At 71.8% G+C, this 7,890-nt stretch carries 7 protein-coding genes; 2 read left to right on the forward strand and 5 right to left on the reverse strand.

Translation table 11 applies throughout. The annotated features are described in order from the left end of the window. Position 1: 1 nt before the first annotated feature. From VJ693_RS25505 to VJ693_RS25515, 3 genes are read right to left on the reverse strand one after another with little or no spacing between them, the layout of a single operon-like run. A complete protein-coding gene (locus VJ693_RS25505; protein WP_324158960.1) occupies positions 2-1,537 on the reverse strand; it encodes a class I adenylate-forming enzyme family protein in 1,536 nt (511 codons plus the stop codon). Positions 1,538-1,552: 15 nt separating this feature from the next. Then, entirely contained in the window at positions 1,553-3,493 is a 1,941-nt protein-coding gene (gene asnB, locus VJ693_RS25510) for an asparagine synthase (glutamine-hydrolyzing) (protein ID WP_324158962.1), read from the reverse strand. Between the two features lie 7 nt (positions 3,494-3,500). Next, the gene (locus VJ693_RS25515) at positions 3,501-4,124 is read right to left on the reverse strand and encodes a serine acetyltransferase (protein ID WP_324158964.1); all 624 of its coding nucleotides are present in this window, start codon (positions 4,122-4,124) and stop codon (positions 3,501-3,503) included. Between the two features lie 262 nt (positions 4,125-4,386). Between VJ693_RS25515 and VJ693_RS25520 the strand changes: the two genes are divergently transcribed. Beyond that, positions 4,387-4,596 (forward strand): hypothetical protein, encoded by a 210-nt coding sequence (locus VJ693_RS25520; RefSeq protein WP_324158966.1) that lies wholly within the window; start codon positions 4,387-4,389, stop codon positions 4,594-4,596. A gap of 42 nt (positions 4,597-4,638) precedes the next feature. Here the strand turns inward: VJ693_RS25520 and VJ693_RS25525 are convergent, their stop codons facing one another. Next, positions 4,639-5,481 carry an enoyl-CoA hydratase-related protein gene (locus tag VJ693_RS25525; RefSeq protein ID WP_324158968.1) on the reverse strand — a complete coding sequence of 281 codons (843 nt, stop codon included), beginning with the start codon at positions 5,479-5,481 and terminating at the stop codon, positions 4,639-4,641. 118 nt (positions 5,482-5,599) lie between these two features. Between VJ693_RS25525 and VJ693_RS25530 the strand changes: the two genes are divergently transcribed. Beyond that, positions 5,600-6,451, forward strand: coding sequence for an alpha/beta hydrolase (locus VJ693_RS25530; RefSeq protein WP_324158969.1), 852 nt, complete (start codon positions 5,600-5,602; stop codon positions 6,449-6,451). A gap of 4 nt (positions 6,452-6,455) precedes the next feature. On the opposite strand, the gene VJ693_RS25535 is transcribed toward VJ693_RS25530, so the two are convergent. Further along, positions 6,456-7,890 (reverse strand): CoA-acylating methylmalonate-semialdehyde dehydrogenase (locus tag VJ693_RS25535; protein WP_324158970.1); only part of this gene is annotated, 1,435 nt, incomplete at its 5' end.

Consider the following 7,890-nt stretch of genomic DNA (forward strand, 5'->3'; position numbering starts at 1 on the left):
CTCAGTTCCTCCGTTGGGTGCTTGGGGGGTGCAGGGTGGCGAGGTCCGCCTTGCGCACCTTGCCGGAATCGGTCTTGGGCAGCGTGTCGACGAAGACCACGCGCTGCGGTGCCACGCCGTTGTCGAGCCGATCCATGCAATGGCGGATCACCTCGCGCTCGCTCGGCACGCGGCCCGGGGCCGGCACCAGGTAGGCGACGATGGCCTGGCCGAGCAGCGGGTCGGGCACGCCGACGACGGCAGCTTCCTGGACGCCGTCGAGCGCGTACAGCGCGTCCTCGACGGCGCGCGGGCTGACCTTCTCGCCGCGGCACTTGATGATGTCGTCACGCCGGCCGACGAAGTACAGCCAGCCCTCGTCGTCCGTGCGGAACACGTCGCCGGTGTACAGCACGCGCTCGCCGGGCAAGGGGCCGGGGCGCAGCACTTGGGCGCTCATTTCGGGCCGGTTCCAGTAGCCGCGCATCACGTGGCTGCCGCGCACGACCAGCTCGCCGGTGCTGCCGTCGGGCAGGCGGTGGCCGGCCTCGTCGACCAGCCAGTGCTCCTGGTTCGGCATGCCGCGGCCGACGCTGCCGGGCCGCAGGTCCAGTTGCTCGGGCGGCAGGTAGCTGATGCGCTTGCATTCGGTCATGCCGTACATCGAGTACAGCTGCGCCTGCGGCAGCAGCCGGCGCAGGCGCTGGATGTGCTCGGGGCTCAGGGCCGCGGCGGCGTTCGTCAGCAGGCGAAGCTGCGGCCAGGCCAGCTCGGCGGCGTTCTTCAGCCCGAGCCACAGGGCGAACATGGTCGGCACGGCGGCGAGCACGGTGGCCCGCTCGGCCGCCAGCGTCTGCAGCACCTTGACCGGGAAGGCGAACGAGCGCTCGACCAGCACGCAGGCGCCGACCTGGAAGGCCAGCAGCACCTGGTACAGGCCGTAGCTGTAGGCCAGCGGCAGCACGCCGGCCAGCACGTCGTCGCGACGCAGGCCGAGGTAGGCCTGCACGGAGCGCGCCGCCGAGAGCATGTTCTGGTGGCTGAGCATCACGCCCTTGGGCTCGCCGGTGGAGCCGGAGGTGTAGATCAGGGCGGCCAGGTCGAGGTCGATCGTCGGCGGCTCGACGAAGGGCAGGTCGGCCGTGTCGGCCTCGGTCGGGTCGGCGCCCGGCTCGGCCCACAGGCAGGCGCGGACCAGCGGCGCGCCGGCGAGCGCGGCCGCGGTCACCGGTCGCAGCGTGGGCTGGCCGAACAGCACGCAGGCGCCTGAGTCGGCCAGCACCGCCTGCAGCCGCGCGGCGCGGCAGGCGGCGCCCACCGGGACGAAGACCGCGCCGCAGCGCAGGCTGGCCAGCAGCGCGAGCACGAAGGCGATGCCGTTGTCCATGTGGCAGGCGACCCGGTCGCCGCGCTGCACGCCCTGGCGCTGCAGCCAGGCGGCCCAGCGGGCGGCGCGGCGGTCCAGCTCGGCGTAGCTGATCCGCCGGCCCTCGAAGACGAGCGCGGCCTGGTCCGGCCGGGCGGCGGCGCTGGCGTCGAACAGGTGCTGCAGCAACATGGCGGGCCGGGCGTGTCAGGCGGGAAGGGCGCGGCCGCGCACGAACAGCTCGTGCAGCCACATCGTCGACAGGATGCCGACGAAGGCCATGTTGTCGCCGAAGCCGGCGGCGCGGCCCGCGCGGCACTTGTCGACCAGGCGGCGCACCGCGGCGGGGTCGAACAGGCCGGCGTCGGCCAGGCGCGCCTCGCCGAGCAACTCGGCCGTCGTGTCGTCGGCCACGCCGTCGGTGAAGAAGCTCTGGCTGTCGGGCGCGCGGTAGGGCTGCTTGCTGCGCCGGCGGATCGATTCGGGCAGCAGCCCGGTCATCGCGCGCTTGAGCAGGTACTTCTCGGTCAGGCCCATCAGCTTGTAGCGCGGCGGCAGTGCATTGCCGAATTCGATGACGCGGTGGTCGAGGAACGGGAAGCGGGCCTCGACCGAGTGCGCCATCGCCATGCGGTCGCCCTGCGAGCTGAGCAGGTAGCCGGCGAGCAGGGTGTGCGCCTCGACGTACTGGTCCTGCGCCAGTGCCGACCAGTGCGCGGCGTCCGGCGGCATCGCCGCGGCCATGGCGGCGAAGGGGTCGAAGCCGGCGGCGGTGTCGCGCCACGCCGGGGCCAGGAAGCGGGTGATGCGGCCGGCGCTGGCCCAGCGCGTCGCGTGGCCGTGGCCGGGCTGGCCGAGCCGCTCGCGGCCCTCGGCGAAGAACTGGGCCGCCATCGCCCCGGCGCCGACCGGCGAGTGGCGCAGGTAGGGGTACAGCCGCTGCAGCAGCGCCGCGCGCATGCGCGAGCCGGGGGCGCGTGCCATGAAGCGGCGCACGCGGGCTTCCTTGAACAGGTCGTAGCCGCCGAAGACCTCGTCCGCGCCCTCGCCGGTCAGCACGACCTTGACGCCGTGCTCGCGCACCGCGCCAGCGAGCAGCATCATCGGCACCGGGGCCGTGCGCAGCAGTGGCGCCTCGGCATGCCAGACGGCGCGCGGGAAGGCCGCGGCGATGTCGGCGCGCCGGCAGCGCAACTCGGTGTGCGGTGTGCCGAGCTGGTTGACCATCTCGCGCTGCTGCGGGCTCTCGTCGAACTCAGGGTCGTCGAAGGCGAGCGAGAAGGTGCGCAGCGGCGTGTCGGTGTAGCGGTGGATCAGTGTTGCGATCACCGCCGAGTCGAGCCCGCCGCTGAGGTAGGCGCCGACCGGGACGTCGGCGCGCAGCTGCAGGCGCACGGCATCGACGAGCAGCGCGCGCAGGCGCTCGGCCAGCTCGTCGGCCCCGGCGCGGTCCTCCTGCCCCGCGGGCGGAAAGCGCCAGTCCCAGTAGCAGCGGGTCTGCACCCGGCCGCCCTCGACGGTCATCAGGTGGCCGGGGGGCAGCGATTGCACCCCCTCGAACACGGTGCGCGGCGCGAGCGGCGCCCAGCAGGTGAAGGCCTGGGCCAGTGCCAGCGGGTCGAGCCGGCGCGGCACCTCGTCCAGCGCGAACAAAGCCTTGATCTCGGAGGCGAACAGCAGCCGGCCGCCGTGCCAGGTGAAGTACAGCGGGCGGATGCCGGCCCGGTCGCGCGCCAGCACCAGCCGGCGGCGGGGTGCGTCCCACAGCGCGAGCGCGAACTGGCCGTTGAGCCGCTCGACGAAGGCGTCGCCATGCAGCGCGTACAGGTGCAGCAGGACCTCGGTGTCCGAGCGGGTGCGAAAGCGCCGGCCGGCGGCCTGCAGCTCGGCGCGCAGCTCGACGAAGTTGAAGATCTCGCCGTTGAACACCACCCACAGCGTGCCATCGGCGTCGCCCATCGGCTGGTGGCCGCCGGCCAGGTCGATGATCGACAGGCGGGCATGCGCCAGCCCGACATCGCCGGTGCAGTGCAGGCCGCTGTCGTCCGGGCCGCGGTGGTGCAACTGGGCGGCCATCGCCGCCAGCTCGCCGGCCCGGGCCGCGGCGGCATGCTCGCCGACCGGGAGGATGCCGGCAATGCCGCACATGGGGCGCTCAGGCCTCGGAGCGTGCGGGGCTGGCGCCGGCTTCGGCCTCGGCACCGACACCGACACCGACACCGACACCGGCGCCCGCGGCCGGCGCGGCGCGCCGGTCAGCCGCGCTGGCATAGGGCGACAGCGAGCGCGGGATCACCTTGCAGGGCGGGGCCAGCACCACCGAGCCAGCCGGGATGTCGCGCGTCACGACGCAGTTGGCGCCGATCATCGCGCCATCGCCAATCGTGATGCCACCGAGCACGCGCGCCCCGACGTAGATGTCGACCTGGCGCCCGATCTTCGGCACGCCGGGCAGCGGGCCGGTGCCGATCGTCACGTCGTGAAAGACCAGGCAGTCTTCGCCGATCTCGACGCCGGCGCCGATCATCACGTTGTTCGGGTGGATCAGCACCAGCCCGGGCGCAATACGGGCGCCTCTGGGCCCGGCCCACAAATGCACCTTGAACGGCAGCAGCGGCAGCCTGGCCAGCCGGTACAGCCACCACATCGGCCGGCGCAGCAGCGGGTTGCCGAGCGATGCGGCCCACATGCCGAAGCGATAGACGGCAACGATCCAGAACCCGGCGTCGGCCAAGCCGCCTTCGTACCGGGCACGGTCATGCCGGATGCGTTCGAACATGGACTGCTTACCCTCCACCGCCGTTCTTCCTGCAGGTCAGCGGCCGATCCATCCGGCCTCCGATAGCGTCGCCGCAGGCGGGCCGCGGTCGCTTGATCTTAGTCAGCTTTAGGGCGGCCGGGTGAGGTGTGAGAGGGTAGGAATGCACCTACTCGGCGTCGGGCGCTGGGCTGATCGCCGACAGGCCGGGCGCGCCCTACCGTGGAGGCAGCCAGCGCCCTCGGTGCTGCCCTGCATCGGTTATCACGCGAACGGAGGCTTCATGAAACGCACTGCCTATGCCCTTGCCGCCAGCCTGGCGCTGGTGTTCACGTCCGGTTGCGTCGTGGCGCCACCGCGCCACAGCGCGGCGGCGGTCTACGTCGCGCCGACCTACGCCAGCCCCGGCCCGGGCTGGGTCTGGGAGTTCCACGCCCGCTACGGCTGGGGCTGGCACCACCCGCACTACGGCTGGCACCGCGGCTGGGACTGAAGCCGGCGCTCGCCGCGCGGCCTGGCACGCAGGGACCGCCGTTCAGCCGTGATCCAGCGGCGCCAGCGGTTCGAAGGCCGCTGGCTGCTTGCTCTTCCAGGCGTCGATCGCCTGGCTCATCTCATCGATGTCGAAGATCGCACTTTGCAGCAATGTCATCTGCGCAAGCGCCTCGGCCGTGCCGTGGTCGCGCGCCTGGTTCAGCGCCAGCTTGCTGCCGGCGATCGCCAGCGGGCTCTTGGCGGCGATTTGCGCGGCGAGTTCGTTCGCGTGCAGCGACAGCGCCTGCGCATCCGGCAGCACCGCGTTGACCAGGCCGATCGCGAGCGCGCGCTCGGCGGCGACGCGCTCCCCCGTATAGGCCATCTGCCGCGCCACCCCCTGCGGCACGATCTTCGGCAACCGCTGCAGCGAGCCCAGGTCGGCCACCATGCCGATGTGGATCTCCTGCACGGTGAAGAAGGCGTCGGCGCTGCACAGGCGGATGTCGCAGGCCGCGGCCAGGTCCAGCGCGCCGCCGATGCAGCCGCCCTGTACCGCGCAGATCACCGGAAAGCGTGCTTCGTCGAGCGCGTCGAAGCACGCCATCAGGCGGCGCAGGCCGGTCTGGAAGGCCTGACGCTTGCGCGCGGTCGACAGATCGAGCATCGGCATGGTCGCGCCGGCGAAGACGTCCAGCGCCATGCCGGCCGAGAAGTGCTTGCCGCTCGAGCCGAGGATCAGCACGCGCGTGCGGCCTTCCTCGTCGAGGGTGCGCACCGCATCGCGCAGCGCCGGGAAGAAGCCCGGGTCCATCGTGTTCATGCGCTCGGGCCGGTTGAGCGTCAGGCGGGCAATGCCGGTGGCGCTGTCGTGCTCGAGCTGGAAGTAGGGCGTGTCGCTCATGGGGCCTCCTGTGGTCGGTGCCAAGGCTAACCCGGCCGCCGGCCCGTTCAATCACCTGCGGGACAGCCGGGTACGCCGCGATGCGGCCGGCCTGGGCGTGCACCTAGACTTGCGCCCCATGCACGCCCTCGTCCAAACCCAAGATGGCCTGGCGCTGCACGTGCGCCGCTGGAGCCCCACGGCCGCGCCGCGCGGGCAGGTCCTGATCGTCCATGGCCTGGGCGAACACGGCGGGCGCTATGCCCACGTGGCGGCGGCGCTGCACGCGCACGGCTGGGCCGTGACCGCGTACGACCAGCGCGGCCACGGGCATTCGGCCGGCGCACAGGGCGACGTGGCCGCGGCCGACAGCCTGCTGGCCGACCTGGCGCAGGTCATCGACGCGGTGCGCGAGCACCAGCCCGGGCCGTTGCTGCTGCTGGGCCACAGCCTGGGCGGCCTGGTGGCTGCGCGCTTCGTGGCCGAGGCGCTGCGGCCCAGGCCGGCGGCCTGGTCACGCGAGGTCGATGCGCTGGTGCTCTCCTCGCCGGCGCTGGACGCGGGCATGAACGGGTTGCAGAAGCTGCTGCTGGCCGTGGTGCCTCGGCTGATGCCGCACCTGCGGGTGAACAACGGCCTGGATCCGGCCTGGATCTCGCACGACGCGGCGGTCGTGAAGGCCTACATCGACGATCCGCTGGTGCACGACCGCATCAGCGGGCTGCTGGGGCGGTTCATTGCCGAGGCCGGGCCGGAGGTGCAGGCCGTGGCGGCGCAGTGGCGTGTGCCGACGCTGCTGATGTGGGCCGGCGCCGACCGCTGCGTCCGCCCTGAGGGCTCGGCCCGCTTCGCCGCGGCCGCGCCGCGCAGCGTGGTGACCCCGCGCGAGTGGCCCGGCTTCGCCCACGAGATATTCAACGAGCCCGAGAAGGGCGAGGTGATGGCCGAGCTGGACACCTGGCTCGACCGCCGCTACCCGGCCGGGGTCTAAGGCGTCATTTCGCGGTGGGCATCACGAACTCGGCGCCTTTGGCGATGCTCGCCGGCCAGCGCTGCATCACGCTCTTTTGCTTGGTGTAGAAGCGCACGCCTTCTTCGCCGTAGGCGTGCATGTCGCCGAACAGGCTCTTCTTCCAGCCGCCGAAGCCGTGCCAGGCCATCGGCACCGGGATCGGCACGTTGATGCCGACCATGCCGACCTGCACCCGGCGGCTGAACTCGCGTGCGATGTTGCCGTCGCTGGTGAAGCAGGCCACGCCGTTGCCATACTCATGGGCGTTGACCAAGGCCAGTGCGGCCGCAAAGTCAGGAACGCGCACGCAAGCCAGCACCGGGCCGAAGATCTCTTCCTTGTAGATGCGCATCTCGGGCGTCACGTGGTCGAACAGCGTGCCGCCGGTGAAGAAGCCGTTGTCATGGCCGGGCACCTTGAGCCCGCGGCCGTCGACCACCAGCGTGGCGCCTTCTTCCACGCCGAGCGCGATGTAGCCCTCGATGCGCTCCTTGGCCTGGGCCGTGACGATCGGGCCCATCTCGGCGTCGAGCTCCATGCCATTCTTGACCTTCAGCGCCTTGGTGCGCTCGGCCACCTTGGGCACGATCTTGTCGGCCACGTCCCCCACCAGCACCGCCACCGAGATCGCCATGCAGCGCTCGCCGGCCGAGCCGTAGGCGGCGCCGATCAGCGCGTCGACCGCCTGGTCGACGTCGGCATCGGGCATCACGACCATGTGGTTCTTCGCTCCGCCCAGCGCCTGCACGCGCTTGCCGTGCTTGGTGCCTTCCGTATAGATGTATTCAGCAATGGGCGTGCTGCCGACGAAGGACAGCGCCTGCACGTCCGGATGCGCCAGCAGTGCATCGACGGCATCCTTGCCGCCTTGCACGACGTTGAACACGCCGTCGGGCAGGCCCGCTTCCTTGAGCATCTGCGCCATCATGATCGAGGCGCTCGGGTCCAGCGGGCTGGGCTTGAGGATGAAGGTGTTGCCCGCGGCGATCGCCACCGGGTACATCCACATCGGCACCATCACCGGGAAGTTGAACGGCGTGATGCCGGCCACCACGCCCAGCGGCTGGCGCATCGTCCAGTTGTCGATGCCGGTGGACACCTGGTCGGTGTACTGGCCCTTGAGCAGCTGCGGGATGCCGCAGGCGAATTCGACGATGTCGATGCCGCGCGTGACCTCGCCCTGCGCGTCGGTGAACACCTTGCCGTGTTCGGCGGTGATCGCGCGCGCCAGCTCGTCGCGGTGCCGGTTGAGCAGCTCGAGGAACTTGAACATGATCCGCGCGCGCCGGATCGGCGGCGTGTCGGCCCAGGCGGGAAAGGCCGCCCGCGCCGCGGCCACGGCGCTGTCGACCTCCTTGGCATCGGCGAGCGCGACCTGGCCGCTGACGGCGCCGGTGGCCGGGTTGAAGACGTCGGCG

This window comes from Ideonella sp., from assembly GCF_035254525.1.
GTDB lineage: Bacteria > Pseudomonadota > Gammaproteobacteria > Burkholderiales > Burkholderiaceae_C > Ideonella.